Origin of the sequence: Flavobacterium aquidurense (assembly GCF_002217195.1) — a bacterium.
GTDB lineage: Bacteria > Bacteroidota > Bacteroidia > Flavobacteriales > Flavobacteriaceae > Flavobacterium > Flavobacterium frigidimaris.
This window is the reverse complement of record NZ_MUGR01000002.1, coordinates 84,996-111,707: the sequence shown is the minus strand read 5'-3', so window position 1 is coordinate 111,707 and position 26,712 is coordinate 84,996. Positions and strand designations below refer to the sequence as shown.

Genomic DNA, 26,712 nt, shown 5'->3' with positions numbered 1-26,712 from the left:
GGGTAGTAAAAAACTATCCCATTTAATAATATTCAAAAATACAAAATTTCATGAAGCATATAATTTCAGCATGCTTTTTTTTATTCAGTTTGTCTGTGTTCTCCCAGAGCATTACAGTAACGGTAGATCAAACAGTAACATTAAAAGAATTTTTTAAGCAAATTGAGAATCAAACCGACTTTAAATTTGCTTTTACAGATCAGATTAATACAGAACAAAAATACTTTACAAAAAAGCATACCTACAAAAATATCAAAATAGAAGATCTTGTAAGCGACCTGAATACAAATGCATCGATTCAATTTTCGATAGTAGGGAATAATATTTTTGTGAAGAAAAAAACTTCTAAGACCACTACAGCTAAAAAAAAAAACAAGTTAACCGGTCAGGTTTTTGACGATAGTAATGAACCTATTATTGGCGCCAATGTTTATGTCAAAGAAGTACAAACTGGTGTTATAACGGATAAAAACGGAATGTTTTCTATAGAACTCGATAACGGAACTTATACTGTTGCGATTAGTTATATAGGGCTAGCCAACAAGGAAAGAAAAGTTGAAATTACTGATGATGCAAGGATGAAATTTACCATGGATTCCGACAGTGAGCAATTAGAGCAGGTGATTATCACCACAAGCAAGGCAGTGGATGTAAAGAATACTCAGATGAGTGTGAACAAGCTTTCGATGGCCGAGATTAAAAGACTCCCGACCGCTATGGGCGAACCGGATCCTTTAAAATCATTATTGACTTTGCCCGGAGTTACAAATGCCGGAGAAGCTTCATCGGGATTTAATGTGCGTGGAGGCGCGGCTGATCAGAATTTGATTCTTTTAGATGGTGCTCCGGTATACGGTGACTCGCACATGTTTGGTTTCTTTTCTATTTTTAATGCTGATATTGTTAGCGGATTAGATTTATACAAAGGAGGGATTCCGTCTAAATTTGGAGGGCGCGTTTCTTCTGTTCTTGATGTAAGTCAGCAAACAGGAGATCTCAATGAGTATAAAGTAAATGGAGGTATTGGTCTTATCTCAAGCCGGCTTTTGGTACAAGGTCCAATAAAAAAAGATGTTGGTTCCTTTATTGTGGCAGGACGTGCTTCTTATGCGCATTTATTTCTAAAAGCTACCGACATTAAGAGTTCTGTCATGTTTTATGATCTCAATGCTAAGTTCAATTATCGCCTGGGAGCCAATAATACAATTTCGTTTTCGGGTTATATGGGAAATGATTTGTTTGATATTAATAATTTCTTTGCCAGTACCTACGGTAATACTATGGGAACGTTCAGCTGGAAACATAAATTTTCGGATAATTTGAATACCAGCCTTTCTGTTTTTTACAGTGATTATAAATTTAATCTGCAAATACCATTTCAAAAATTTGAATGGGACAGTAAAATTACCAACTATGGGCTTAAATACAACTGGAATCACACCCTATCAGACAATTTTAAACTGAACTACGGTATTGATGGTTTGTATTATGATTTTAATCCGGGAACTGTAAAGCCTTACGGTATTGATTCGCAGTTTAATTACAATCAGTTAGATAAAAAATATGCTTTAGAAACTTCTGCTTATCTTGATGTCGAAAATCAGGTTACAGAAAAACTGAATCTTCGTTACGGACTTCGTTACAGTACCTTTCTTCGTTTAGGTGGAGAGAGTATCAGTACCTACGAAAACGGACAAGCAGTAGTATACAATCCGTTATATCATATTTACGAAGAAGCAACGCCAACGGGAAGTACTTATTACGGAAAGGGAAAAACCATCAGTAAGTTTGATAATTTTGAACCGCGATTGGCATTGTCATACGCTTTCAATGATGAAACTTCAGTAAAGGCCAGCTACAACAGAATGGCGCAATACATTCATATGTTGTCTAATACCCGTGCTCCGTTGCCTATGACGATCTGGACACCAAGCGGACCTTTTACAAAACCACAAATGCTGGATCAGTATGCTGTAGGATATTTCAAAAATTTTAAGGAACGCGAATATTCTTTTGAGGGAGAGTTATTTTATAAAAAGATTAAGAACCGTATTGATTATATTGATGGTGCCAATTTATTGGGTAATAATAATATCGAGCAGGACATCCTGAACGGAGAAGCGAGATCCTATGGTATGGAACTATTATTCAGAAAAAATACGGGCCGCTTTACAGGATGGGTTTCGTATACTTTGTCTAAAGCGGAACAAAGAACACCCGGCAGAACAGCTGAAGAACCGGGTATTGCCAATGGCAATTGGTATTTGTCAGGATACGATAAATTGCATAATCTGAATATTACTGCAAATTATGAATTCAATCCTAAATGGTCTTTTAATGCTAATTTCAGCTTGCAATCAGGTCAGCCGGTAACGTATCCAAATGGTTATTATGAATTTGGAGGAAGAAATGTGCCTAACTATACTTTGAGAAATGCGGACAGACTTCCTGCATACCATCACTTGGATATTGGTGCAACTTATACTCCTAAACCAGATAAAAAGAAAGGATGGCAAAGCTATTGGGTATTTAGTATTTATAATCTTTATAACAGGCAAAATGCCGCATCAATGATGTTTTCTCAAAACGATAATACGGGAGCCAATGAATCCAGACAGCTGTCTATTTACGGATTAGTACCTGGCGTTTCTTATAATTTTAAATTTTAATAGTATGTTACGATTAAAAAAATACAGCTTAAAAAGTAAAACAGTTACTTTATTTAGTCTTCTTTTCGTTTTACTCTTTTTGTCCTGCGACAAGGTGGTTGAACTTGATTTAGAAACAGGAGATCCTAAAATCGTGATCGATGCCGAGATAATCTGGGAAAAAGGAACAAGCGGCAGTGAACAGTCTATAAAAATAACCAGAATGGCACCTTATTACAGCCCAACGACGCCGAAGGTTTCTGGAGCACAGGTAAGGGTAGAAAATAGTAATGGAGATATTTTTACATTTAATGAAGTTGAACCGGGGTTATATAAGTGTACTAATTTTGTACCCGTAATTGATATGGAATACAAATTATTAGTACAAGTCGACGGACAAAGTTTAACTGCTACTGAAAAACTAATTGGCGTACCGAAAATTGAAAGAATAGACCAGGAATTCATGGCTGATGTAACAGGCGAAGACCTTATTGTGGTCACATTTTATTATAAAGACCCGGCTGATCAGGCCAATTATTATCTTACGGATTATAAAACGGATCTTTTGCCTTATCCGGAATACACCTCCACAAGTGATGAATTTGTTAATGGAAATGAAATAAATGAAAAATTTACTGATACAGATCTAAAGCCAGGGAAAGTTCTTGACATCACACATCGCGGTATTTCTAAAAACTTTTATAATTACATGAATTTAATTTTAGAAGCAACAAATTCGAACCCTTTTGGCGCTGTACCGGGCAATATAAGAGGAAATATAGTCAACACTACCGATGCGAATAATTTTGTACTAGGCTATTTTAGAGTTTGTGAAGCGAATCATGTTGTTTACACAGTAAAATAAGAATTTAATTGGAGGTTGATTTGTAAATACATCTGGCATTTAAACAACGGGTGCCGGATGTATAGTTTTATCGCCTTATATCGTTTCAATCATTGTTTTAGTTTCAATCATCAAAAATGCAAACCTATTTCATTACGGAATAGGTTTTTTTTATGTATTGTAGTAACTGTTTGTCGGGAAACGCTGAGGTACACTATCCAAAAACATACAGCTCAATTACAGCCATTTTTTTCGTTTGAACCACAATAGCGGCACCACAAAACAAAGTAATAATAATATAGCAGCATAAACATATCCGTATTTCCATTCGAGTTCAGGCATGTACTTAAAATTCATACCATATATTCCCGCAATAAGCATTGGCAATGATATACAGGTTGTGATAATCGTTAATGTTTTAAAAATGCGGTTTTGTTCCAGGTCTATTTTATTGCTTACATAGTCTTTGAGGTCTTCGAGCCGCTCAAAATTGTTCACTACATATTCGTTGATTACCGTTAAATCCTCCAATTCAAAAATAATCATCTCTTTTATTTCAGTGCTTAGTTTGTTGCTTTTTTTCAATAACAGCAAAATTCTTCTAAATTCATTCAGTGATTCCCTAATAAGATAATTATCGAATTTCAGTGCTGTTAATTCATCCAGTTCTTTTTCTGAAAAAGCTTTTCGCTTTTGGGAATTGTAATACGTGCTTTTAATATTTTTTGAAATGACTTCCGTTAAATCCGCAAAATAATCCGGAACGATCCCAATTAGCATTCGAAGAAATGAATCTAAAGTGAGCGGGAAATTTTTCATGTTTTCAAAATATTCATGTTTTTTAGTTTCGGAGATAAATTGCTCGAAATTTACTGCCATAAATGAAAACATTATATTTTCCTTGAGAATAAAAGAAACAATCATCTCTTCGATTTTATTTTGAGAAGAATAGTAGGGAAAGGAAAAATTAAAAGCCAGCTGGTTTTCATTCTCGGCATAGTGGGAACTTATCTCAATATCATCACTATTGCTTAATATAGAAGTATCGATACTAAATAGCTTTTCAATAGCGGCAATATCATTTTTTGAATAATCAATAAGCTGCATACTGGATATAGAACCTAAGTCTTTGGGCATCTCATCAATGCTTTTTATCCGGATAATATGGTTGTGTTTATCTAAATATTCAATTATCATTATGACTTTTTATTTATATTTATAAGCTGTAGTGTTTTCTGCCCACGGAATGTTTCTTAATTTTAAAAACACCTCTATTTTAACAAATGTAGGGAAATATTCAGGAGTAATTTAAATTTTAGTAAGTGCTTTATTTAAAGTTCATAAGAACCCTGTTTTGTTGCTGAAACAGCGGTTATTTCAGCGTACAGATTTAAACAGTCTTTGGTAAAAGAAACAGTTAATTGAATTTTAATGGTAAGTTTGTCTAATATAAAAAAGTGATTAAACAAAGATATGAGTATACTGTTTGTTAAAAATATGGTCTGTAACCGTTGCATAATGGTCGTTCAGGATGAGCTCGAAAAACTTGATTTAGACTTTACAAATATCAGGTTAGGCGAAGTAACACTTACAAAGGAACTTAACCCTGATGAACGAAATGCAGTCGAAGCCGCATTGATTCCTTTGGGTTTTGAAGTGATAGATGATAAGAAAAGCAGAATCATCGAAAAAATAAAAAACATTATTATCGATCTGGTACATCATCAGGATAATGATTCAAAAAGCAATTTGTCTGACCTGTTGAGTGAAAAACTCAATCATGATTACAATTACCTTTCTAACCTGTTTTCTGAGGTGGAAGGCACGACAATAGAAAAATATTTTATTGCCCAAAAAGTAGAAAAGGTAAAAGAACTTTTGGTTTATGATGAGTTATCGTTAAGCGAAATCGCACTGCGCCTTAACTATTCAAGTGTTGCTTATCTTAGTAATCAGTTCAAAAAAGTAACCGGATTAACCCCAAGTCATTTCAAACAGATTCGGGAAGAAAAAAGAAAGCCACTGGATAAGGTTTAAGTAAATATTACAAATCAAATCCATAATTCCGCAATACTATTCCTCTGTATAGTTGCCAACTTTGCATGTAAAATACAACAAGCGAATTATGGCAACAAATAATAGTAAGGAAACAATTTATATTCCCCTTGAAGACGTAGAAAGCGAGCACTGTGCATTGATCGTAGAAAAAGGATTAGCACAGGTTGCAGGCGTCGAAACCCACAAAGTAGAAATAAACAACCGCAGAGCAGCCATTACTGTCAAAGGTAACGAAACAGTGGGTAATGCCGTAAAGGCAATCAAAGACCTGGGTTATGGTGTGCCAACAGTCAAAAATACCTTTCCGGTTCTGGGTATGACCTGCGCATCCTGTGCAGGCAGTGCAGAGAGCATCGTAACCTATGAGTTAGGAGTAGTAGGCGCCTCTGTAAATTTTGCAACTGGAAATCTAACGGTAGAATATCTCCCAAATCTAACTGATGCTTCTAAACTGCAAAAAGCAGTTCAGGCTGTTGGTTACGACTTGCTGATTGTTGACGAAGCAAAACAGCAGGAATCTTTAGAAGCCATTCATGAAGAGAAATTCAAAAAATTAAAAATCAAAACCATCTGGGCAGTTATACTATCGTTACCTGTAGTAACCATTGGTATGTTTTTTATGGATGTGCCTTATGGCAATGAGATCATGTGGTTTTTTTCTACACCGGTAGTGCTTTGGCTTGGTAAAGATTTCTTTATCAATGCATGGAAACAAACCAAACACCGCTCCGCCAATATGGATACACTGGTAGCTCTGAGTACCGGAATTGCTTATTTGTTCAGTGTTTTCAATATGCTTTTTATGGATTTTTGGCACCAACGCGGATTACACGCCCATGTTTATTTTGAAGCCGCTGCCGTAGTGATCGCATTTATTCTTCTGGGTAAATTATTAGAAGAAAAAGCCAAAGGCAATACTTCATCAGCTATTAAAAAATTAATGGGATTACAGCCCAAAACCGTGCTGGTGATTCAGCCGGACGGAACAGAGAAGCAAGTAGCAATTGAAGATGTAAGTGTTGGTGATATTATTCTGGTAAAACCGGGCGAAAAAATCGCTGTCGACGGAATGGTGACTTCCGGTAATTCCTATGTGGATGAAAGTATGCTGAGCGGCGAGCCTGTACCTGTACTGAAAACAGAAAACGAAAAGGTATTTGCCGGAACGATAAATCAAAAGGGAAGTTTTCAGTTCAAAGCTGTTAAAGTAGGTAAAGAAACCATGCTAGCCCAGATTATCAAAATGGTGCAGGATGCTCAGGGAAGTAAAGCCCCGGTGCAAAAACTGGTAGATAAGATTGCGGGTATTTTTGTTCCAATTGTTATTGGTATTGCAATTATTACGTTTCTTCTGTGGTTCTTTCTGGGAGGCGAAAATGCTGTGGCACAAGCCTTGTTGGCAGCTGTTACCGTTTTAGTTATTGCTTGTCCATGTGCTTTGGGCTTAGCCACACCTACAGCAATTATGGTGGGGGTAGGTAAAGGAGCTGAAAATGGTATCTTAATCAAAGATGCCGAAAGTCTGGAACTCGCCAGAAAAGTAAATGCAATTGTCCTTGATAAAACAGGAACCATAACCGAAGGAAGACCACAAGTGACCGGCATAAAATGGCTAGAGGAGCAGGAGGTAACAAAAAACATTCTAATTAGTATTGAAAAGCAATCAGAACATCCTTTGGCAGAAGCTGTAGTAAAAAATCTGAAAGGTGCTCAAAGTATGGTTTTATCTAATTTTGAAAGTATCACCGGCAAAGGTGCAAAAGCGGACTATAGTGGTGAAACGTATTTTGTTGGGAATAAGAAATTATTAGAAGAGAATACTATAAATATTGCTAATTCGCTATTGAATCAGGCTGAAGCATGGGGAAGAGAGTCCAAAACGGTAATCTGGTTTGCCAATAGTAAAGAAGCACTTTCGGTTATTGCAATTTCAGATAAGATCAAAGAAACATCTGTCGAAGCGATCAGACAAATGCAGGATATGGGCATCGAATTGTATATGCTTACCGGAGATAACGAAGCTACTGCAAAAGCCATTGCCCGACAAACAGGAATCAAAAATTATAAAGCTGAGGTATTGCCACAACACAAAGCCGATTTTGTAAAAGAATTGCAAAAACAAGGCAAAGTTGTTGCGATGGTAGGAGATGGAATCAATGACAGTACTGCTTTGGCAACGGCTGATGTAAGTATCGCAATGGGTAAGGGGAGCGACATCGCCATGGATGTTGCCAAGATGACCATTATTTCATCCGATCTTACCAAGATACCGCAGGCTATTCGATTGTCTAAGCAAACAGTAGCCACTATCAAACAAAATTTATTCTGGGCGTTTATCTATAACCTTATTGGTATTCCGCTTGCAGCCGGTATTCTGTATCCAATCAACGGATTTTTGCTAAACCCAATGATAGCCGGAGCCGCAATGGCTTTGAGCAGCGTAAGTGTAGTAAGCAACAGCCTGCGTTTGAAATGGAAAAAATAAGTATGGAAGAATAAATAAAAAACAATCAACATGAAACTAAATAAATTTATAATAGCAATAATGGCTTGTGTAGCACTATTTGCTTCATCATGTAAAAATGATAATGACAAAAACAAAGATGCCCACAAGGACAGCAATAGCACTGAACAGCATCAAACCCAATATGACGGTGTACAGAAAGACACACTAAAAAAAGTAAACCAGTACGAAAATGAACTGGGCCAGGCACTCGATAAAAACGGAAAATTTATTACAGGTTGCCCGTCGCACAAAGAAATGATAGGCTCAAAAGGGGACAAATGCCCTAAATGTGGTTATATGACCATGCTGCCAATTACATGGCCTCTTGCAGAAATAGATACCGTAAGGGTCACAAGCTTATCTGACTATAACCCTCCTGTTGAAGAATCAAAGTAATAATTTTTAGTTGTAGAAAACTCCTTGATGCGTTTGCCAAACGGCGGTTTCATAATTTTTGGCCGCCGTTTTTTATTTTTCCAGCTGGCTGTAATTCTATAATCAGTAAATATTATAAATCAAATTAGGAATAGCAGTATACAATACCGCACTGCTATAAGGAAATTTGTATACCAAAATCAGGAAAAATGAACAATACATCATTAATATCAGTTTTATGACATTACTAATCAAAGGAATGGTTTGCAACAGATGCATTTATGTTCTCGAACAAGAATTTTTTAATCTGGGAATTAAGATTATCACTATTGAGTTAGGACGTGTTGTAATAGAAGATACGGCACACGATATAAGTCTGGAAAGCATTAAATCGATGCTTAAAAAAAACGGATTTGAACTACGGTACAGTAAAACCCAGGAAACTGTAGAAAAAATCAAAGAATTGGTAGAAAGCGGCATCACAATGCAATTGCAAAGCGGGAATCCTACCAAATTCTCTTCATTAATAAGTGATAAACTTACCAAGAACTACGATACACTTAGCGCTTTATTTTCTGCTGCCGAAGGGCAAACCCTTGAAAAATACATCATTCTGAGAAAAATGGAGAAAATAAAAGAACTCCTTGTTTATACAGATCTGTCGATGTCTGAAATCACACACACTTTAGGTTACAGCAGCCCCGCGCATTTATCCAATCAGTTAAAAAAATACACGGGTTTTACGTCTTCCTACTATAAACGAATCAGACTTGATAAAGTCACTATTATAGAGAAACAATCTCATACAACTAAGACTCTTTAGCATTTTATTGCTGTTCTAAAAAACTAATTTTATCCCAAACTTCGGGAGAAGGTACACACAAATTAGTTTTAACGTAATCGTAAAAAAAAATCTCTCGCAAAGCTGCAAAGTATATCTCAGTTCTTTATGGCTTTGCTTCTTTACATGAAAAAGATTAATCAAACCTTTTTCACTCTGCTTTCTAAAATGAACTACGGAGTGTCTCTACAGAAAACCTCAGAAGCTTAGTTGCTCGGCGCCTCAGGACCTTAAAACAACGTAAATCTCACAACTCTTACCTGTAATTGTGTATAAAGCCCCCTGACATCTCACTGTAATTTTGACAATGAAATTTAATAGTCAGTTGGATAATTAAAAAAAAGAACATGTTATACAAACATACTACACAAAGGTTGGGAATTTTAGTTCCCTTGTTGAGCATTTTATTGATTGCTTGCGAAAACAAAACGGAAAAAGCACCGAAAAATGATGCAAAAACGAAAGTGGATGCCAACAAATTACCGGTTGACATTATCATTGCCAGGGAAAAGCAACTCAATCAGGAAGAGGCTGTAGTGGGAACAATGATGCCGTATCGCGAAGTCTCTATTACGAGCGAACTGCCTCAAAAGATTACCCATGTCGCCTTTAAAGACGGCACTTATGTAAGTCAGGGATCGGTGCTTTACAAACTCAATGATGCCGACATCAGATCCCGATTGAAACAGGTTGGTGCTGAACTGGAACTAGCCCGTCTTACTAAAGACAGAATGGCTAATCTTTTAAAGACAGAAACGGTGCGTCCACAGGAAAATGACGAGGCAGTTATGCGGTATCAATCCTTAGTTGCACAGCAGGAACTACTTCGGGTTGATCTGGCCAAAACCGTAATACGGGCTCCATTTTCGGGAAAAATCGGAATCTCAAAAGTACATCTGGGAGCGTATGTTTCGCCTGGTGCAGAACTGGTAATACTGCAGGACCAAAGCAGTATCAAAATCAATTTTGCTGTTCCTGAAAAATACCTGCCGCTAATACAAACCGGAAACAAAGTACGATTTACCTCGGAGTTGTCCGATGAGGAATATTCGGCCACTATCAAGGCTACCGAACCGGGGCTTGATGCTCAGGGCAGAAGTTTACAGGTACAGGCCGTAACAAATAATGCAAACGGAAAATTTCGTGCAGGCCTTTCGGCAAAAGTGTATTTCAGTGTAACACCGAAAGGAACAAAGGGCATAATGGTACCAACCGAAGCTTTATCACCAAGCGATAAAGGTTATGCTGTTTTTGTAATACAAAACGGTGTAGCAAAACCTGTGGCGGTGACCATAAGTAACAGGACAGAAACGGATGCTGTAATCACATCAGGGATTAAGAGCGGCGATAGTATCATAATTTCAAATATGCTTCGTATAGGAGATGGTACTCCAGTACAAGCCGTTGTACCCAATTAATCAAATTCAAATTTTAGCGTTATGAGTATATCAGCTTTAAGTATAAAAAAGCCGGTTTTAGCCGGTGTATTCTCCCTCCTCATTGTTATTTTAGGAATAATAGGATGGAAACAATTAGGTATTCGGGAATTTCCATTAACAGAACCACCGGTAATTTCTGTAATTACTTTCTATGCCGGTGCAAGTCCTGATGTAATTGCATCCAAGCTTACCAGACCAATGGAAGAATCAATATCCGAAGCAAACGGAATACGCACCATTTCTTCTGAATCCAGAGAACAGGTAAGTGTCATTTCGATAGAGTTTAACCGTGAAATAAACATTGAAGACGCATTAAACGACGTCAGGGACAAAGTAGCCAAATCACGAAAACAGCTCCCCACAGATGTAGATCCCCCCATTGTACAAAAGGCATCTTCGCCAGACAATCTGGTAGCCTTTCTTGAAGTAGAAAGTGATACCAAAGACATAAAAGAGGTGAGTCACCTCGCATCGACTACAATAAAAGACAGAATACAGTCTATCCCCGGAATCAATAATGTTGCGATCGTAGGAGAACATAAATACGCCATGCGTCTTCGGTTTGAACCTTCTAAACTTGCCGCTTATCAACTAACTCCCGAAGATATTCGCAAAGCATTGCTAAGAGAAAACATTGACTTACCTGCGGGTCGGATAGATGGGAATAATAGCGAGCTAAGTATTCGTACCATGGGACGTCTTACTTCTGTAAAAGATTTTGAAGAAATGCTCATCAAGCAAGTTGATAATAGGGTAATCCGATTAAAAGACATTGGCTCTGCCGAATTAGGAGAAGTAAACGAACGTACGGCTATCATCAATGAAACCGGAGGTCTTAACCGCGTTGGTGTAGGTGTGGCGATCCAGATACAACGTGGTGCAAATGCTATAGAAGTAGTAGATGAATTTTACAGAAGATTAGATCAGCTAAAAAAAGATATTCCATCTGAATATCGCTTAATAGTCGGTTTCGACTATACGCGTTCCGTAAGAGAATCTATAAAAGAAGTTGAAGAAACCCTGTTTATTGCTTTTGGGTTAGTGGTATTGATTATTTTTCTGTTTCTAAGAGACTGGCGATCTACCATCATACCAGTATTAGCGATTCCGGTTTCTATTCTTTCTGCTTTTTTTATCATGTATATCGCTGGTTTTTCCATCAATATACTTACCCTTTTGGGATTAGTACTTTCGATAGGACTGGTGGTCGATGATGCTATTGTAGTACTCGAAAATATCTATAAAAAAATAGAAGAAGGAATGTCACCCATACAAGCAGCATTCAAAGGTTCTAAGGAGATTTATTTTGCTGTTATTTCTACTACCATTACACTTGCAGCAGTATTTCTGCCTATTGTTTTTATGGGTGGAATCAGTGGACAGCTTTTCAAGGAATTTGCGATTGTAGTATCGGGTTCTGTTATGGTATCGGCTTTTGTAGCTTTGACGTTAACTCCAATGCTGAGTGCTTATTTCTTGAAGAAAGAAGAAAAGCCTAGCTGGTTTTATAGTGTGACTGAGCCTTTTTTCGTGCGTATGAATAATGGATATGCTCGTTTGTTAATCACATTTATGAAATTCAGATGGCTGGCATGGGTATTTTTAATCGGCACAACTTTACTTATTTATCTTGTTGGTAAAGGACTTCCTTCTGAACTCGCTCCGATAGAGGACCGTTCGAACATGAATTTAATTGCTGTTGCTCCAGAAGGCGTTTCTTTCGATTATATGAAAAAGCACATGACCGAAGTTGGGAAGTATGTAAACGATTCTACGGATGGTTTGTATCAGACCTATTCGATGGTTGCGATTTCCTTTATTCCTGCTCCGGCGCCAGTTAATGTAGCTGTGCAAAGTATTTATCTGAAAGATCCTAAAGACAGAAAATCAAGCATTAAGGATTTATACAATCAATATGGTGCAGCATCGGGGAAATTTAGAGGATTTCTTTTGTTTCCGTATCTGCCTCCAACCATCGGAAGCCGTTATGGAGGAGGTATGCCTATACAATATGTATTGCAGTCACCCAATCTTGACAGTCTAACAGCGGTGCTTCCAAAATTCCTTGCAGCAGCACGCCAAAGTAAGAAATTACTATTTGTAGATGCGGATCTTAAGATAAACAAACCAGAGGTAAAAATAAATATTGATCGGGAAAAAGCAGCCTTAATGGGCGTCTCGATGGAGGAAGTTGCACACACGTTACAACTTTCGTTCTCCGGACAGCGTTACGGATATTTCCTGCGCAATGACCGTCAGTATGAAGTAATTGGACAATTAGACCGTCAACACAGAAATGATAAAAGTGATCTAAGCGCCATCTATGTTCGTTCAGCAACAGGAAAGATGATTCCGTTGAACAACCTGATAACAACAGAAGAAGCGGTTAGTCCGGCTGCTATATATCGATACGATCAATACATATCAGCTACAGTATCGGCCGCAACTGCAGAAGGAGTGAGCCTTGCCGAAGGAATTCAGGAAATTGAAAAGATAAAGAAAGAAGTGCTGGGAGAAAATTTCAAAAGCTCATTAGCGGGTCAGTCGCGAGATTATGATGAAAGCCAGGGTAATATCGCCTTTACACTAATTCTCGCATTATTGCTTATTTATATGATTTTAGCCGCTCAGTTCGGAAACCTTCGTGATCCGCTAACCATTATGTTAACGGTACCTATGGCAGTAACAGGAGCTATTTTAAGTCTGTCGTGGTTTGGTCAGAGTTTAAATGTCTTTAGTCAAATCGGGATTATTACCCTGGTAGGATTAATTACCAAAAACGGAATCCTTATCGTAGAATTTGCCAATCATCTAAAAGATACAGGACTTTCTAAATACGATGCGGCAATACAGGCAGCAGAGCAGCGTTTCCGTCCAATTTTGATGACTTCTTTAGCTATGATCTTCGGAGCATTACCCATTGCGCTTACCGCTAATAGCCGCCAGTCATTAGGGATTGTTATAGTAGGTGGACTTGTCTTTTCGGGAATATTAACATTATTCATCATTCCGGCTGTTTATTCTTATTTGTCAAGCAAAAAAGGAGAAGTTCTTATTGTAGAAGAAGATGCTGAAGATACAAACAATCCAGCCATAGAATCATGATTTTTAAATCTCAAAGAAGATAAAATGAAAACAAATATCTTACACATAGTTACAGCGCTGTTATTGCTTAGCAGCGCTAATACAGTGCATGCACAGAAAAAAAAGCTGGCACTCACTGATGCATTAGAAATGGCAAAACAAGGAAATAAGGCGTTACAGATTCAGATTTTGGAAGAAATAAATGCCAAAGAAAAGACGCGGGAAACAAAAGGTGGTTTGCTGCCCAGTATTTCCGCAAACGCAGGCTTTTCTCATTACTTTGACAGGCAGGTTATATTTCTTCCCGGTTCCTTTGTAGGCACAGATAAACCAGTGCAGGACTTTGCCGTAGGCGGAAGAAATACCTATAATGCTTTCGTTTCGTTGTATCAGCCCATTTTTGCCCCGGTTACACATCAGCTTATAAAAGCCTCGAAAATCAACCAGAAAATTCAGGATGAAAAAACTGCAGATTTAAAAAGCCGGGTAGCACTTCAGGTTTCCAGTCGCTATCTTAACATGCTGATGATGAACCGACAACTAGGTTTACTTGAACAAAGCCATCAACGTAATATTAAAGCACTTCAAGATTCAAAATCGCTGTTTGCGCAAGGCAGAGGATTGAAATCAGATACGTTAAGAAGTTTTATTGCTGTAGCCAATCTAAAATCATCTGTCTCTTATCTAAAAAATAATATAGAGGTATCCGGTCTTGAACTCAAAAGACTTATCGGATTAGAAGATTCGGGAGACATTGAACTGACAGATGACCTTGAGTACAACATAAAAGCCAGTCAAAGTGAATTTTACCAAGTGGATGAAGCCTTAATAATTGCTGACAAAAACAGGAAAGATTTGAATATTCAAAAACTGACTATTGAGATAGAGCAAAAAAAGTTAAAAGCTGTTCAGGCAGGACTGTTGCCACAGCTGGCATTAATAGGTCAATATCAGATACAGGCGCAAGCAGATGATATGGAAATTAACGAATATGCCTGGCCAAGAACCTCTTTTTTAGGCTTACAGCTGAGTGTACCCATTTTTAATGGCAATCGTACCCAATCTCAAATCAATCAGGCGAAAATTAAAACGCAGCAGGAGCAGATAGGATTAAACGATTTAAAAGATGAGGTTAAGACGGAACTGGCTACCATTATAAGCAAATGGAAAGAAGCCGTAACGCAATTGGACATACAGGAAACAACGGTAAAGTCCGCAGAATTAAACTATCGAATGATTGATGACCGTTTCAGAAACAGCTTAGGATCAAGACTTGAATTGACTGATGCTGAACTGGCATTGACACAAGCTAAGATCAACTACCTGAACGCTGTCTATAATTTGCGAATGCTTCACGTAGCGCTACAACAAGCTCTTGGGCTGTTAAGTTTATAATTACTAACTAAAAACAATTAAAAAAAAAATATGACTAAAAATAATAAACAGCCAATAGACAAACCTGTACCATATAGCAAACGATGGTCGGCACTTTTTTTGCTTTGCACGGCACAATTTATAGTAATTATGGATACCTCAATTATTGGGGTTGCCTTGCCCGCGATCAAAGCAGATCTTGGGTATTCGCAAAGCGGCTTGCAATGGATTTTTAATGCCTATGTTATTCTGTTCGGAGGCTTTTTGCTTCTCGGCGGACGTTTGTCTGATCTGTTTGGTGCTCGTAAAATTTTTATGTGGGGATTTGTGATCCTTTCTGCTGCATCACTTTTGGCTGGAGTAGCCTGGTCAGAAGCAGCATTAAATACAGGAAGAGCATTGCAAGGCTTAGGTTCTGCATTTATTGCCCCGGCAGCACTGACACTCGTACTATCTAAATTTACCGATCCAAAAGAACTCAATAAAGCCTTAGGCTTTTGGGGAGCATCTGCCGCTGCGGGTGGTTCTGCAGGAGTTTTCCTTGGCGGAGCAATTACGCAATGGCTTTCCTGGCATTGGATATTCCTAATCAATATTCCCGTAGGGCTTATTGTGTTAGCTTATAGCAAAAGCTTACTATTTGCCGGTATTACCCGAAAAGGAAAAGTAGATGTTGCAGGAGCAATTCTTGCCACAACAGCATTGGTAGTAATGGTATATGCAATCGTTTCCGGAGAAGGAGCGGGGTGGAAGTCTTTACAAACTATCGGACTATTAACACTTTCATTGGTATTATTTCTTGTTTTCTATAGTGTTCAGAAACAGAAAAAAGAACCGTTAGTACCTATGAGTATTTTTAAAGTTCCCAATCTTTCAGGAGGTAACTTAGTAATGGCATTAATGGCTGCAGGATGGATTCCGTTATGGTTTTTCCTGAACCTTTATTTACAGCAGACGCTTCATTATTCGGCCTTCAATAGCGGACTTGCCTTATTGCCGATGACAATTGCGATCATGTTTTTGATGGTGGGCGTTACCGGAAAATTAGTCGCTAAGTTTGGTTTTAAAGCAAATTTAATCGCTGGATTGATAGCGCTTAGCGGATCACTTCTGCTGTTTAGCACCATTCCGCCCGACGGAACATTTTTAATCAATGTATTGCCAGCTTCCTTATTAGGGGCTCTTGGTATGTCATTGGCTTATATTCCGGGAACTATAGCTTCAATGTCAGGAGCGAAACCTGAAGAAATGGGGCTGGCTTCCGGATTAGTCAATACAAGTTATCAAGTGGGGTCGGCTTTAGGTCTGGGTATTGTTGTTGCAATTTCTTCGGCAAAAACCAATACGCTTAAAGCAATAGGAGAAACAGATATTGGGGCATTAAATGCAGGTTTTCAGACTGCGTTTTTCTCAGCGGCCGTTATATGTATAATTGCCGCAATCATTGCTGCTTTTTCTATCAAAGCGCTTAAAATAACATAATATAAGTTAAATAATTTAGGACTCTTTTTTTAGCCCTCTTCCTTACTATTTTGAAAGTGGGCTAAGAATGGGGTCATTTTTATCAAATCAGCATTATGAAAGAATTTAATACTCCATATAAAACAGGAATGGTAATGATTCCGGACATATCCGGTTTTACAGATTTTGTGATAAATACCAATATGGTCATCGGAAAATACATCACAGAAAACCTCCTTAAATCAATAATAAACAGCAATACACTAGCTTTAGAAGTTTCTGAGATTGAAGGCGATGCTGTATTATTTTACAAATACCACAAGATCCCCTCGTTTGAGAGTACCTTAACTCAGATAGAAATAATGTACAATAACTTTAGGAAAGAAGTAAGCAGACTATCATTACAGCTCACGATGGAAATTCCTTTATCATTAAAAATTATTGTGCACTATGGCACTTTTACTAGATATAAAATTGGCAGGTTTGAGAAACTTTACGGAACGCCAGTTGTAGAAGCTCACAAAATGCTCAAGAACCATATTGCCAAATTCCCTCCATATGCTTTGTTTTCGGATGCCTTTTTAAAAGCTAATTTTGAGCAGCCCGCTACAGCTACTGTCGAATATGATAATTGCGACAATTGTATGTATTTGCCAGAGATAGGGTATATACATTATTTGTAAGTGTTGAGTACAATTATTTTTAACACATAGAAACATAGATTTTTTTAGTTATAAATAAAGCGTTTCACTTAGTTAAAATACACATAACTCTTGCTATGCGAAATAAATGTATTTCTTTTTTGTGTTCTTTTTTTCATATAAAACCTATAATTCTATGTGTTTAATTGAACTTTTATAGCCCAAACGACGCAAACAGACGAAGTAATTACTCCTAATGGAATATTTGTAACATTAGTATCGCTCGCTATTTTCTTTAAATTTGTAACAGAAGCGTCAATAAAGTATAAAAAATGGAAGGTTTAGAAAAAAAATTATGGAACAGGAATATAAAGCCAACATCGATACGGTTATTGATATTTAAAACAATGACTGAATTTAAAAAAGCATTTAGCCTGACGGATTTGGAGACGGAATTAGAAACGGTTACTAAATCAACCATTTTCAGAACGCTGAATTTGTTTCATAAAAACTTGCTTATCCATAACATTGATGATGGTTCAGGCTCAATGAAATATTCAATTTGTAATGAAACCTGTATGTGCACAGTAGGTGAGCTGCACGTTCATTTTAATTGTAACCGCTGCCATAATACCTATTGTCTCGAAAGTATTTCTATACCGCCCATTCAGCTTCCAGAAAAATTCTTATTAGAAAGTGTCAATTTTGTAATGAAAGGCATTTGTGAAAATTGTTCCAAATTCTTTTAGATTCTTAAAGAAAAATAGTAGATAGAAATCCTTGGAATCATTTTAATCTGAGGCTTTAGATCTTTTCGGGAAAACAGATTATTTGCCAGATAGGCATTTGCAACCAGGTTCCCAAAACAGACAGATAACTTTGCCATAGAATTAAAAACTATTAGTTATGTCAAAGCAATGCTGTACTACAGATAATTATTTAAAACCTCAAAAAACAGAGGCGCATCAAAACCAATGCGATAGTAAGAAAAAAGACAATCATCATCACGACCACAGTCATAGTCACGGACACGACCATGATCACAGCCACGATCTGGAAGGGAAAACTACATTTCAGTTGTTTTTGCCTGCCGTTGTTTCATTAATTTTATTGTTAACCGCCATAACTTTCGATAATTATTTTCTGCAAAATTGGTTTACCGGTCAGGTAAGATTAGCATGGTATATAATCGCCTATATTCCTGTTGGGTTACCGGTGATTAAAGAAGCTATTGAGAGTATTCGCTACAAAGATTTCTTTTCAGAATTTTTTCTGATGGTTATTGCTACAATAGGCGCTTTTGCTTTGGGCGAATATCCCGAAGCCGTGGCCGTTATGCTGTTTTATGCAGTAGGAGAAGTATTCCAGACTCTTGCCGTATCACGCGCCAAAGGAAATATTAAATCCCTGTTAAATCAACGACCTGATGAGGTTACTGTAATCAGAGATAACAAACAGGTCATTATAAAAGCTGAAGACGCTAAAATAGGAGATGTCATTCAGTTAAAACCGGGAGAAAAGTTAGGATTGGATGGACAGCAGATTTCAGAAAGTGCCTCATACAATACAGCTGCACTTACGGGAGAAAGTAAACCCGATACGAAATCAAAAGGAGAAACGGTCTTGGCAGGTATGATAAACGGCAGTACTATAAGTTTAGTCAGAGTAACTACAGCCTATTCGGACAGTAAGCTTAGTAAAATAGTTGCACTGGTGCAGGATGCAACTGCTCAAAAAGCGCCCACAGAATTGTTCATTCGTAAGTTTGCCAAAGTATATACGCCAATTATTGTATTGCTATCTGTTGGTATAACTTTATTGCCAGCGTTCTTTGCTGATACCTATGTGTTTAGTGATTGGCTGTACAGAGCATTGGTATTCCTTGTTATATCTTGCCCTTGTGCCTTGGTAATTTCCATTCCTTTAGGATATTTTGGAGGTATCGGAGCAGCAAGCCATAATGGTATTTTGTTTAAAGGTTCTAACTTTTTGGATATTCTGGCCAGCATCCAGAATGTAGTCATCGATAAAACAGGCACAATGACCGAAGGTGTTTTTAAGGTTCAGGAAGTGATCATAAACCCCGAATTTAATAAAGACCAAATCCTAAAAATGGTCAATGCTCTCGAAAGTCAGAGTACCCATCCCGTAGCAACTGCCATACATGACTATGCAGGCGAAGTAGACAACACCATCAATCTGGCAGATACAGAAGAAATTGCCGGACATGGGCTTAAATCAACTGTAAACGGAAAGGAATTACTGGTAGGTAATTTTAAATTGCTGGATAAATTTAATATCAGCCATGATGCCGATACTGCTACTATCGTGTACACAGTAATTGCTATTGCTTACGATCAAAAATTCGTAGGTTATCTCACTATTTCAGACAGTATTAAAGTTGATGCAAAAATTGCTATAGATAAACTGCACAGCATGAATGTAAGAGTGACAATGCTCAGCGGAGATAAAAGCGCTGTTGTAGATCACGTTGCCAAACAATTAGGGATAGATAATGCCTACGGCGATTTACTTCCTGAAGACAAGGTAAACAAAGTAAAAGAAATCAAAGCCAGTAATGGCAGTGTAGCTTTTGTGGGAGACGGAGTAAACGATGCCCCGGTAATTGCTTTGAGCGATGCTGGAATTGCAATGGGTGGCCTGGGAAGTGATGCTGCCATAGAAACTGCTGACGTAGTGATACAAGATGATATGCCTTCGAAAATTGCGATGGCAATAAACATTGGTAAACAAACCAAAAAAATAGTCTGGCAAAACATTGTACTCGCATTTTCTATAAAAGCAATTGTATTACTACTTGGTGCAGGCGGACTTGCTACGATGTGGGAAGCTGTATTTGCCGATGTAGGCGTTGCATTACTGGCGATACTAAATGCTGTTAGGATTCAAAAAATGAAGTTTTAAATAACATAAAAGATAGCTAAGCAACAATCACATTGTAATCAGATAAAAATAAGTAATTCATTGATTTTTGATAATTTAATTAACATTAGTCCTTTTGGCTTTATGACTTTAAAACTTTTGACTTACTTATTAATCAGTAAATATCACAAATCAAATAGGGAATAGTGTAAAGAAATTGAAGCATAATTGACGGAAATTTGCGGTATCATATAATTATAAAAGTATCAATAAAATGGAAAATAAAAATCTTCAATTCAAAACAACTCTTAATTGTGGTGGATGTGTAGCAAAAGTAAAATCTGATTTGGATAATACACAGGGTATTGGCGAATGGAACGTAGATACTGATAATGCTGATAAAATCCTTACCGTACAATCAGAAGGTGCTACAGAGGATGAAATCATCGCTATCATCAAAAGCAAAGGTTTTAAAGCAGAACCTTTAACGGTTTAGTCTCATAAACATTTCTTTAATTTCAAAACTCCGGAATCATTTGATTTTGGAGTTTTTTTATGATTATACTTTACGATGAGGTTTTATTCGGGCAAAATGAAGCAATGATAAAAGGAAAACCACAATCTATATTAGACAACTTTAATTACAAGTTTTACGATAAATACATTCTTTTTAGTTTTTAAAGAAAGTTTATAATCATTTTTATCATAACCCAGTTCAAGTCTTTTTTTGATGTTTTCTATTCCTATACCACTTGAGTTGTTGATATTGTCTTTATGGTGTGTAATTTCCGCCATTGGATTTGAAATAGTAAAATGAAGAAAATCGCCTTTTATTTTAAAGCCAATATTAACGATTACTTTTCCGGTGTTTTTGTTGACACCATGTTTAAATGCATTTTCGATAAAGGTCAGTAATATTATAGGGGATATTTGCTTGTCATGAATATCTCCTGAAATAGACATGTTGATCTCTAACCGATCGTCATTTCTAATTCTTTCCAAATCCAGATAATTCTGAATACAGAGGATTTCATTTTCTAAAGTCTGTCTTTTATTTTGTGTATCATACAGCATATAACGCATTAGTTCTGAAAGTTTCAGTACCACTTTTGGCGTTTTATTTGATTTTTCTACAGACAGAGAATAAATATTATTAAGTGTATTAAAGAAAAAGTGCGGAGAAATTTGAGATTTAAGGAAAAGCAACTCAGTCTCTAATTGAGATTTTTCAAGATCTGCGACTCTTTTGTGCTCTTTTAGAAAATCTAATGTTATTTTAATTGCCGTCACAAAAGTGATTACATAAAGTTCCCCCATCATCATATCGATCGTATAATTAAGGGTTAGTTTGTCTATGGTTTCAGGTCCTTCCGGCCAGACATTGTGAGTAATTAATAAATAGGTAAAATTAAATTTAATAACCACCATTATAAATATAGAAGACAAGACTGCAAGTACGTACAGGAAATATTTTTTTCGATAAACCAGATAAGGCATGAAGATTAAAATATTCAAATAACACAAAGACATATGAATAGGGAACCCCAACAAATTGGTCTTTAATGAATACATATAATCATTAAAATAACTTCCCCAGCGAAACGTATTAAACAAAAAATAAGTCAGCCAGAAAAAGATATGATAATGCAAGGGTACCCGATAAAGTTTGCCAGAATTAAAATTCATAATAATAGTGTTATGCGTGATTGTCTTGGTAGTTTTTCTTATTAATACGGTGCTGCTTAAATTGTTTTCAAAGCAATAAGATTACAGCAATGTTAACGAAAAAAACAGCACCGGATTATAAAAAGTTTTCCTGTAAATTTTAAAAGCAGGATAGAAATAACTTTATCGCAAATTAACAGTTTTTCTGTTAAGGAGAAAAACACAAATTACTTTATTGTTTTTACCCCCAATTCGGCCGCGGAAATATAATTTCCTTCAACACTTGATTTTCCGCTAAACTTAATGTATCTGGCTTTTGCAGCCGTTTTTAATACAATGTTTTGCTCCACCGGATTACTTTTGATATTCGCAAATTCGCCCTGAGCAACTGTTGTCCAGATTCTATTATCTGTACTTACTTCCCATTGGTAATTTTTCACAATTCCACCCGTTCCGTTTTTACGAGGTAAATACGATACAGAAGCGATTTCCATTTCTGACCCCATATCAATTACTATCGATTGCGGTAAAGGCATTAACGAAGGGTTATCAGCAGTACTCCAAAAAGTTTCCGCATTATCATCAATAGCATTCACGGATTTTTCTTTCTCCTCGTTTTCAAAAGTTACGGTACTTATTTTCCAGTCTTTTTTGCAAACATTAAACGATTGAATTGCCGTCTCACTCGATTTCTGATCTGTACCAAATGATTTGGCTTTGACATCGCCTGAGCTTAAAAATGGAAAAGGACTTGCATAAACTGGAGATTGCAGAGTAGGTTCTGTCCCGTCTATTGTATAGCGAATTTGATTTACAGTTGGTTCACTAGTGATCGAAACATTTCCGTCTTTGTCTCTTTTAATTTTTGGAAGTGCCAATTGTTCCGGCTCCCTAAAAACACCAACATCACTTAAAGCAATAGAAACCGGAGATTCTTTAATAAGAATCCTCAATTTTGAAGTTGTGATATAATTGGGTAAACGTACTAATCGGTTTGCACCAATACTTGTAGCTTCGCCTACTTTTTTCCAGTTTTTATTGATAAAAGCTTCAATTTCGACTTTTTCAATACGTTGCCCTAATTTAATATTTTCTCTTAAGCGAATGATATTAAACGTTTGTTCTTTGTCCCATTCTAAAGTTACGGATGCTTTTTTTACTTCATCACTGGTTGCCCAATACGAGTAGCGATCGTTATCCGTAAGATTTTTGGTTCCGAAAAATATTTGATTTTCACCCCGAACTTCCGAAGCAGTAATTACAGCAGATTGTGCAAGATTATCAGCAAACAATTTCTTTAGGAAATCGCCGAAATCTTTCAAAGCCTTAACATCGTTTTGATGCAATACACCGTCTGTATTTGGTGCAAGTCCTATATCCATGCCGGCACCTCTTCCCACAGATTTACAATAAATTTCGAATAATTCAGCAACTGATTTTACCTGATTGTCTTCATTGGCATGATAAAACCAGCCATTTCTAAGCGGGACATCACATTCGGCAGGTTTCCAGAACTTACCGTTTCGCGTTCCGCCCTGTGCTTTTTCCGAATCAGTTTCTCCTGGAACAGCTACTGTTTTTCCTGCTATTGGTTCCGGAGTAAAAGTTGCCCAGGAAGTTTCGTTTGCAAAACCTCTTTCGTTTCCTACCCAGCGTACATCGCCATTATCCGCAAAAATAACAGCTCCGGGTTGTAATTCACGAGATATTCCCCAGGTTTTCTCCCAGCCGTAATAAGTAGAGCGGTCGATACTTCTTTTCTCATTTTTACCGCCATAATAGCCGTCGCCTCCATTGGCACCATCAAACCACGTTATGAACAATTCTCCGTAATTCGAGTACAGTTCTCTTAGCTGGTTTCTGTATTTCTCTACATATTCAGGTTTTCCATAATCTTCATTATTTCTGTCCCAAGGCGAACAGTAGAGGCCAAATTTCATTCCCGCTTTACGTGCAGCAACTTCAAATTCTTTTACCATATCGCCTTTACCATTACGAAAAGGGCTTTTACTAATATTGTAAGACGTTGTTTTAGTTGGCCATAAACAAAACCCGTCATGATGTTTCGCAACAAAAATTACCCCTTTGAAACCGCCGTCTTTAGCAGCATTCACAATCTGACTGGCATCAAATTTTACCGGATTAAAAATTTTGGGATCAGCATCGCCATATCCCCATTCTTTGTTTTGAAAAGTGGTAGGCGTAAAATGCACCAAAACATATTGTTCGAGTTCCTGCCAATTCAACTGTGATTCAGTTGGCAATGCTCCATAAGGAGCTGGTGGTCCAATTTTCTGTGCCGTCATGGACAGAAAGGCAAAACATCCCAAAATCGTTACTAATTGTTTTTTCATTTTTTCTAATTTTAAATCTTCTACTTAGAATTATTGACTCAATTTAATCACAACAGCTTCCTGGGCAGCTAAAGAAGTTCTTAGTTCTTGGGGAATCGTAACAACAATTCCTCCGTTTGTCTTTTTACTGGCCAGTTTTTGTTTGGTTCCCAGTAAAGTAGCTTTCAAATTCCCTTTTGCATTGGTTTTAATAGTAATTTCAGCAGGCAGCTCTTTTTCGTCTTTTGCAGGCATATAAATCCCGTAAATAGCCTTTCCTTTTTGGGTATAACCCACTTTTCCATCCAGGTATGGTTCAACAGGTTTAGTATCGTAAATCGCTTCTCCATTTGCGCTCAGCCATTTCCCTACATTAGCCATAGTTGTTTCAATTTCAGGATCAAATTCTCCTTTAGGATCCGGTCCTATACCCAACAAAAGATTTCCTCCTTTTACTACAATACTCGTCATTAATTGAATAACTTCTTTGGATGATTTGTAATGATCATTTGGTACCCAGCCCCAGGCTCCGCCAAGAGTAATGCAGCTTTCCCACGGCACGCTCAAAGGTTTTTCAGGAGTTTTTTGTTCCGGTGTCAGATAGTTTTCGTATTCGCTGGGAACCCAACGGTCTACCACAAGCATTCCCGGTTGCTTTTTACGGGCTGTTTCAGCAATTAATTTCATGTCGATATCCATATCATAAGGATATTTGCAAAACTCTTCGACTTTTTTATTAATGGTCGAAAGCGGTCGGACCCAACATCCGTCAAGCCAGAGAATATCAACTTTTCCGTAATTTGTAGTCAATTCGTTCAGCTGATTCTGAGTGTATTGTATATAGTTTTTCCATCTGTCCGGAAATTTCGTAATATCATAAGTAGGATTTCTGTCTTTTGGCGGATAGTACGGCCACCAGAAGGTTTCAGAAGTCCAGTCCGGTTTTGAGAAATAAACGCCCACTGCCAAACCTTCTTTTCTGGAAGCATCCAATACATCCTTTAATACATCGGCTTTTGGATTTTTAGCATAAGGGAATTCAGGGTTTGTAATTTTGAAATCAGTAAATTTTGAATCGTACATACAAAATCCATCGTGATGTTTCGAAGTGAAAATCATATATTTTGCTCCGGCATTTTTGAACATTTTAGCCCATTTTTCAGAATTCAGATTTGTTGGGTTCAATTTGAATTTGGTGTTTCGGTAATCAGTAGCATATTTGTAATAATCATCATAACCGTCCCTCGTTACCCAGTCTTCCGGAGCCAGAGCCCAGGATTCTACAGTACCCAACTGAGTATAAAGTCCCATATGTATGATTACTCCAAATTTGTAACCCTGCCATTTTTCAAGATTTGCTTTTACCAGCGGATCTTTTGGCGCAATATAACCTGCTTCTTCTGATTGGTCCGCTTCCATACTAAAATCACCTTGCGCATGTACGGAAAACGTACCGGCACAGATGAATGCTGCGAACATTAGTTTTAATCTGTTTTTCATTATTGGTCTTTTGTTTTTGTTTTTTGTTTAGCCTTTGTTTTTGCTATTGATTATTTTACATAAAATTCAGGATCTATTAATCGGTTTCCTGTTTCATCATAAACAGCATAGTTAAAACCGCTCTGAACACAATAAGAACCGTATTCTCCCTTTTTGTTCAAAGCAATAAATCCGACTTGAATATCTTTCAAATCTTTATTTCTGTTTTTCATCAGTTTGACCACTCTCGAAACAGCTTCTTCACAGGCTTTCTGCGGAGATTTTCCCTGACGCATCAATTCAACAACCAGGTGACTTCCCGAGATCCTGATTACTTCTTCACCATGGCCCGTTGCAGTTGCTGCACCAATTTCGTTGTCGACATACAAACCTGCACCAATGATTGGAGAATCCCCTAATCGTCCGTGCATTTTAAAAGCCATTCCGCTTGTAGTACAGGCTCCGGAAAGGTTTCCGGCGGCATCTAAAGCAATCATTCCAATAGTATCATGATTTTCGATATTGGCAATTGGTTTGTATTCTGAGGTTTTCAGCCATTCTTTCCATTCTCTTTCAGAATCCGGAACCAATAAATTTTCTTTAGGAAATCCTTGCGATAGGGCAAATTGAAGAGCTCCATCGCCAACCAGCATCACATGAGGTGTTTTTTCCATCACAGCACGAGCGACAGAAATAGGATGTTTTATAAATTCAAGACAACCCACAGATCCAATATTTGACATTTCGTCCATAATACACGCATCTAATGTTACGCGGCCATCTCTGTCAGGTCTTCCGCCATAACCTACGCTTCTTTCCTTTGGATCAGCTTCCGGAACTTTTACGCCCGCTTCTACAGCATCTAAGGCGCGGCCTCCTTTTTTTAATACTTCCCAGGCAGCTTCATTCGCCTGCAAGCCAAAACGCCAGGTAGAAAGCACAATTGGTTTTCTTACTTTACCGTCAGGAAGTTCATTTTGTTCTTCGTTTCCTTCTGATTTTACAGTAAAGGAACTTAATGCTACAGCAGCCGAAGCCATTGCCGTTTTTTTTAGAAAATTTCTACGATTCGTCATATTGT

General features: G+C 37.4%; 19 protein-coding genes. 14 read left to right on the top strand and 5 right to left on the bottom strand.

Translation table 11 applies throughout. The features are described 5' to 3' along the window. Positions 1–50: 50 nt before the first annotated feature. Together B0A67_RS01630 and B0A67_RS01625 are read left to right on the top strand one after the other, a co-directional pair. Positions 51–2,669, top strand: coding sequence for a TonB-dependent receptor (locus B0A67_RS01630; protein ID WP_072958373.1), 2,619 nt, complete (start codon positions 51–53; stop codon positions 2,667–2,669). A gap of 4 nt (positions 2,670–2,673) precedes the next feature. Then, complete coding sequence (locus tag B0A67_RS01625) at positions 2,674–3,513, top strand: DUF4249 domain-containing protein (RefSeq protein ID WP_072958376.1); 840 nt, start codon at positions 2,674–2,676, stop codon at positions 3,511–3,513. A 216-nt stretch (positions 3,514–3,729) separates the two neighbouring features. Here the strand turns inward: B0A67_RS01625 and B0A67_RS01620 are convergent, their stop codons facing one another. After that, positions 3,730–4,689 (bottom strand): CorA family divalent cation transporter, encoded by a 960-nt coding sequence (locus B0A67_RS01620; RefSeq protein ID WP_084074515.1) that lies wholly within the window; start codon positions 4,687–4,689, stop codon positions 3,730–3,732. A 276-nt stretch (positions 4,690–4,965) separates the two neighbouring features. On the opposite strand from B0A67_RS01620, the gene B0A67_RS01615 reads away from it, so the two are divergent. The 12 genes from B0A67_RS01615 (at position 4,966) to B0A67_RS01560 (ending at position 20,650) form a co-directional block, all read left to right on the top strand. Further along, positions 4,966–5,529 carry a helix-turn-helix domain-containing protein gene (locus B0A67_RS01615; RefSeq protein WP_072958379.1) on the top strand — a complete coding sequence of 188 codons (564 nt, stop codon included), beginning with the start codon at positions 4,966–4,968 and terminating at the stop codon, positions 5,527–5,529. Between the two features lie 88 nt (positions 5,530–5,617). Further along, entirely contained in the window at positions 5,618–8,035 is a 2,418-nt protein-coding gene (locus tag B0A67_RS01610) for a heavy metal translocating P-type ATPase (RefSeq protein ID WP_072958382.1), read from the top strand. Between the two features lie 60 nt (positions 8,036–8,095). Next, positions 8,096–8,452, top strand: a complete 357-nt coding sequence (locus B0A67_RS01605) for a hypothetical protein (protein WP_072958386.1) — start codon at positions 8,096–8,098, stop codon at positions 8,450–8,452. 217 nt (positions 8,453–8,669) lie between these two features. After that, positions 8,670–9,254 (top strand): response regulator transcription factor, encoded by a 585-nt coding sequence (locus B0A67_RS01600; RefSeq protein WP_072958687.1) that lies wholly within the window; start codon positions 8,670–8,672, stop codon positions 9,252–9,254. Positions 9,255–9,619: 365 nt separating this feature from the next. Next, positions 9,620–10,690 (top strand): efflux RND transporter periplasmic adaptor subunit, encoded by a 1,071-nt coding sequence (locus B0A67_RS01595; protein WP_072958389.1) that lies wholly within the window; start codon positions 9,620–9,622, stop codon positions 10,688–10,690. 21 nt (positions 10,691–10,711) lie between these two features. Next, positions 10,712–13,816 (top strand): efflux RND transporter permease subunit, encoded by a 3,105-nt coding sequence (locus tag B0A67_RS01590; protein WP_072958391.1) that lies wholly within the window; start codon positions 10,712–10,714, stop codon positions 13,814–13,816. Positions 13,817–13,840: 24 nt separating this feature from the next. Further along, positions 13,841–15,190, top strand: a complete 1,350-nt coding sequence (locus B0A67_RS01585; RefSeq protein ID WP_072958394.1) for a TolC family protein — start codon at positions 13,841–13,843, stop codon at positions 15,188–15,190. Between the two features lie 30 nt (positions 15,191–15,220). Then, entirely contained in the window at positions 15,221–16,651 is a 1,431-nt protein-coding gene (locus tag B0A67_RS01580; protein ID WP_072958396.1) for an MFS transporter, read from the top strand. 95 nt (positions 16,652–16,746) lie between these two features. Continuing rightward, positions 16,747–17,313 (top strand): DUF2652 domain-containing protein, encoded by a 567-nt coding sequence (locus B0A67_RS01575; RefSeq protein ID WP_072958399.1) that lies wholly within the window; start codon positions 16,747–16,749, stop codon positions 17,311–17,313. A gap of 290 nt (positions 17,314–17,603) precedes the next feature. Continuing rightward, entirely contained in the window at positions 17,604–18,020 is a 417-nt protein-coding gene (locus tag B0A67_RS01570; protein WP_072958403.1) for a Fur family transcriptional regulator, read from the top strand. A 157-nt stretch (positions 18,021–18,177) separates the two neighbouring features. After that, on the top strand, positions 18,178–20,196 hold the full coding sequence (locus B0A67_RS01565; RefSeq protein WP_072958407.1) for a heavy metal translocating P-type ATPase: 2,019 nt from the start codon (positions 18,178–18,180) through the stop codon (positions 20,194–20,196). A 232-nt stretch (positions 20,197–20,428) separates the two neighbouring features. Continuing rightward, positions 20,429–20,650 (top strand): heavy-metal-associated domain-containing protein, encoded by a 222-nt coding sequence (locus B0A67_RS01560; RefSeq protein WP_072958411.1) that lies wholly within the window; start codon positions 20,429–20,431, stop codon positions 20,648–20,650. 131 nt (positions 20,651–20,781) lie between these two features. On the opposite strand, the gene B0A67_RS01555 is transcribed toward B0A67_RS01560, so the two are convergent. From B0A67_RS01555 to B0A67_RS01540, 4 genes are all read right to left on the bottom strand, one after another. Next, positions 20,782–21,840 carry a sensor histidine kinase gene (locus B0A67_RS01555; protein WP_072958414.1) on the bottom strand — a complete coding sequence of 353 codons (1,059 nt, stop codon included), beginning with the start codon at positions 21,838–21,840 and terminating at the stop codon, positions 20,782–20,784. 206 nt (positions 21,841–22,046) lie between these two features. Next, on the bottom strand, positions 22,047–24,173 hold the full coding sequence (locus B0A67_RS01550; protein WP_072958417.1) for an alpha-L-fucosidase: 2,127 nt from the start codon (positions 24,171–24,173) through the stop codon (positions 22,047–22,049). Between the two features lie 30 nt (positions 24,174–24,203). Next, positions 24,204–25,652, bottom strand: a complete 1,449-nt coding sequence (locus tag B0A67_RS01545; RefSeq protein WP_084074516.1) for an alpha-L-fucosidase — start codon at positions 25,650–25,652, stop codon at positions 24,204–24,206. A gap of 50 nt (positions 25,653–25,702) precedes the next feature. Next, a complete protein-coding gene (locus B0A67_RS01540) occupies positions 25,703–26,707 on the bottom strand; it encodes an isoaspartyl peptidase/L-asparaginase (RefSeq protein WP_072958423.1) in 1,005 nt (334 codons plus the stop codon). Between the last annotated feature and the right edge of the window lie 5 nt (positions 26,708–26,712).

What these genes read in the sequence shown, in the direction of transcription:
- B0A67_RS01630 (WP_072958373.1), top strand. Translation starts at nt 51, where the DNA reads ATGAAGCATATAATTTCAGCATGCTTTTTTTTATTCAGTTTGTCTGTG.
- B0A67_RS01625 (WP_072958376.1), top strand. Translation starts at nt 2,674, where the DNA reads ATGTTACGATTAAAAAAATACAGCTTAAAAAGTAAAACAGTTACTTTA.
- B0A67_RS01620 (WP_084074515.1), bottom strand. Translation starts at nt 4,689, where the DNA reads ATGATAATTGAATATTTAGATAAACACAACCATATTATCCGGATAAAA.
- B0A67_RS01615 (WP_072958379.1), top strand. Translation starts at nt 4,966, where the DNA reads ATGAGTATACTGTTTGTTAAAAATATGGTCTGTAACCGTTGCATAATG.
- B0A67_RS01610 (WP_072958382.1), top strand. Translation starts at nt 5,618, where the DNA reads ATGGCAACAAATAATAGTAAGGAAACAATTTATATTCCCCTTGAAGAC.
- B0A67_RS01605 (WP_072958386.1), top strand. Translation starts at nt 8,096, where the DNA reads ATGGCTTGTGTAGCACTATTTGCTTCATCATGTAAAAATGATAATGAC.
- B0A67_RS01600 (WP_072958687.1), top strand. Translation starts at nt 8,670, where the DNA reads ATGACATTACTAATCAAAGGAATGGTTTGCAACAGATGCATTTATGTT.
- B0A67_RS01595 (WP_072958389.1), top strand. Translation starts at nt 9,620, where the DNA reads ATGTTATACAAACATACTACACAAAGGTTGGGAATTTTAGTTCCCTTG.
- B0A67_RS01590 (WP_072958391.1), top strand. Translation starts at nt 10,712, where the DNA reads ATGAGTATATCAGCTTTAAGTATAAAAAAGCCGGTTTTAGCCGGTGTA.
- B0A67_RS01585 (WP_072958394.1), top strand. Translation starts at nt 13,841, where the DNA reads ATGAAAACAAATATCTTACACATAGTTACAGCGCTGTTATTGCTTAGC.
- B0A67_RS01580 (WP_072958396.1), top strand. Translation starts at nt 15,221, where the DNA reads ATGACTAAAAATAATAAACAGCCAATAGACAAACCTGTACCATATAGC.
- B0A67_RS01575 (WP_072958399.1), top strand. Translation starts at nt 16,747, where the DNA reads ATGAAAGAATTTAATACTCCATATAAAACAGGAATGGTAATGATTCCG.
- B0A67_RS01570 (WP_072958403.1), top strand. Translation starts at nt 17,604, where the DNA reads ATGGAAGGTTTAGAAAAAAAATTATGGAACAGGAATATAAAGCCAACA.
- B0A67_RS01565 (WP_072958407.1), top strand. Translation starts at nt 18,178, where the DNA reads ATGTCAAAGCAATGCTGTACTACAGATAATTATTTAAAACCTCAAAAA.
- B0A67_RS01560 (WP_072958411.1), top strand. Translation starts at nt 20,429, where the DNA reads ATGGAAAATAAAAATCTTCAATTCAAAACAACTCTTAATTGTGGTGGA.
- B0A67_RS01555 (WP_072958414.1), bottom strand. Translation starts at nt 21,840, where the DNA reads ATGAATTTTAATTCTGGCAAACTTTATCGGGTACCCTTGCATTATCAT.
- B0A67_RS01550 (WP_072958417.1), bottom strand. Translation starts at nt 24,173, where the DNA reads ATGAAAAAACAATTAGTAACGATTTTGGGATGTTTTGCCTTTCTGTCC.
- B0A67_RS01545 (WP_084074516.1), bottom strand. Translation starts at nt 25,652, where the DNA reads ATGAAAAACAGATTAAAACTAATGTTCGCAGCATTCATCTGTGCCGGT.
- B0A67_RS01540 (WP_072958423.1), bottom strand. Translation starts at nt 26,707, where the DNA reads ATGACGAATCGTAGAAATTTTCTAAAAAAAACGGCAATGGCTTCGGCT.